The sequence below is a fragment of the Anaerolineales bacterium genome (genome assembly GCA_022866145.1).
Lineage (GTDB): Bacteria > Chloroflexota > Anaerolineae > Anaerolineales > E44-bin32 > PFL42.
This window is the reverse complement of sequence record JALHUE010000535.1, coordinates 1-2,167: the sequence shown is the minus strand read 5'-3', so window position 1 is coordinate 2,167 and position 2,167 is coordinate 1. Positions and strand designations below refer to the sequence as shown.

The window sequence follows — 2,167 nt, the reverse complement described above, 5'->3', positions numbered from 1 at the left end:
GTCTCGGCCCGGACTGGCCGAGCCGAGAGGCGGCTAGCGATAGACCAGGTAGCCGAAGAGCGCCGACCCCAGGATGATGTAGACCGGGTTGACGGTGGTGAGAGTCAGCAACAGGAAAGTCCCCAGGGCGATAATCACCGCGTCCCACCCCTGGCGCAATGCCGCCGGCCAACCCAACGTCGAGACCTTGAGCACGCTGCTGGCCATGGCGTAAGCCGTCCACAGCAGCAGGCCGATCACCACCGGACGGACGGCGCGCAGCATCGCCTGGACGGCCGGGCTGTCCTTGATCCCGAAAAAGAAGATCACCATCACCAGCATCAGGAGCGTCGTCGGCAGGACAGTGCCGGTGACGGCCGAGATCGCCCCGGCGGTGCCCGCCAGCTTGTAGCCGATGAAGGCCGATACCTGGGGGGCGATTGGCCCTGGGAGCGCATTGCCGATTGCCACAGCATCGGCGAATTCCTCCGCCGTCAACCAGCCGGCCGCCATGGTCTCGCGCTGCATCAAGGCCAGCGAAGCCGGTCCGCCTCCCCAAGAGAACAGTGCCACCCGCGCAAACAGCACGAAGAGCTGCCAGAGCAGCATACTCACTCCTTGGGGCGGGAGGCCGAGCGCCCTCGCCGAGCGGGCGGACGGTCGTCGGGGCAGTAGCGGTGGCAGGTCGTCAGGTGGTCATCCACCATGCCGACAGCCTGCATGAAGGCGTAGCAGATGGTCGTGCCAACGAACCGAAAGCCGAGAGCCTTGAGATCCTTCGCCATGGCATCCGAGAGGACGGTGCGGGTGGGAACCGTCTTCCAGCTGCGCGAGGGCGGGCCGCGAAACACGCGCTGTTCGGTGAACCCCCACAGGTAGTCCGAGAAGGAGCTGCGGCTTTCCCGAAGCTGGAGATAGGTGCGGGCATTGCCGATGGCGGCTTCGATCTTCAGTCGATTCCGCACGATTCCCGCATCCCGCATCAGGCGCTCGATGTCCCGTGGGCCGTAACCCGCAATCCGAGTCGGATCGAATCCGTGGAAGGCTCGGCGGAAGTTGTCCCGCTTGTACAGTATGGTCCGCCACGACAGGCCGGCCTGGAAGCTGTCCAGCACCAGCTTCTCGAACAAGGCCTGGTCGTCGCGCACCGGGACTCCCCATTCGAGATCGTGATAGGCCGTCATCAGCGGATCGCCGGTACCGAAGCAGCGCGGCAGGTCGTCGGTCATTCGGTCTCGGGGGGTCCCTTCAACGCCCGGGCTCAGACGCGCTGCACCTGCTCGGCCGCCAGACCGGCTTTGCGGGATTCCTTGCTGTAGCCGACCCATTTGAGCAGGTCGTTGAAGCTCTTCACGCCACCGGTGATGAACAGGCTGGTCACCAGGATATCTAGGGCGTTCGAGCGCACAATCCCGAGCGGCGCCAGCAGCCGGAAGCCGAAGACCAGGCAGACGGTCAGCGCCAGAACCAGGGAGATCGCGCTCAGGATCGGCTTCTTGTAACGCTTGATCCCCATTCCCAGGAACGGATCCGCCAGCTCGAGCAGCTGCTGCAGGGCGATGCTGGCGATCACCGCCGGCGCCAGTGCCAGGGCCAACGTGTCCATGCTCCGCCTCCTGGTCGAGACCGACCGCGCCCATAGTGAACCCCAAAGCCGGGGGATGTGCAACCTGTCCTTGGCGACGTGGCCGGTGGTCAGCCGCCGAGGGCGGCTCCGGCGCGGGACCGGAGCGGGCATTGCTCAGGGCGTGCAAGAATCACTGGGGCGGTCGGGCGGAACCTCGAACGCAGCAAGACATCCCAAGACATGGGGAGGGAACAAGAAAGGGCGGCTGAGGCTTCGGTGCCGGGCGGGAACCCGACGGCGACGACCAACACCCGGCGGGGCACTCATGGGGATTCTAGAAACACAAGGCTTGCCGGCACAAGCCCGCCTAGGGTCCTGTGCGGGCGGTCAGCGCACGGCCAGCAGGACGACGGTCACCCCGTCGCCGCCCTCCCCTTCGGTACCGGCCTCGAACGAAGCCACATACGGATTGCCGCGCAACGCCTGCCGCACCGCCTGGCGCAGTTTGCCCGTCCCCTTGCCGTGAATAATCCGCAGGAACGGGACGCCGGCCAGGTAGGCCGCGTCCAGGCGCCGCTCCAACTCGTCAAGCGCCTCGTCGGCTGCTTGGCCGCGCAGGTC

4 protein-coding genes are annotated in these 2,167 nt (G+C 66.3%); all 4 read right to left on the bottom strand.

The window, feature by feature from the left end:
• Positions 1–33 precede the first annotated feature (33 nt).
• Positions 34–588, bottom strand: a complete 555-nt coding sequence (locus MUO23_15290; GenBank protein ID MCJ7514315.1) for a chromate transporter — start codon at positions 586–588, stop codon at positions 34–36.
• 2 nt (positions 589–590) lie between these two features.
• Positions 591–1,208 (bottom strand): DNA-3-methyladenine glycosylase I, encoded by a 618-nt coding sequence (locus MUO23_15285; GenBank protein MCJ7514314.1) that lies wholly within the window; start codon positions 1,206–1,208, stop codon positions 591–593.
• 32 nt (positions 1,209–1,240) lie between these two features.
• Positions 1,241–1,585 carry a hypothetical protein gene (locus MUO23_15280; protein ID MCJ7514313.1) on the bottom strand — a complete coding sequence of 115 codons (345 nt, stop codon included), beginning with the start codon at positions 1,583–1,585 and terminating at the stop codon, positions 1,241–1,243.
• Between the two features lie 348 nt (positions 1,586–1,933).
• Positions 1,934–2,167 (bottom strand): Smr/MutS family protein (locus MUO23_15275; protein ID MCJ7514312.1); only part of this gene is annotated, 234 nt, incomplete at its 5' end.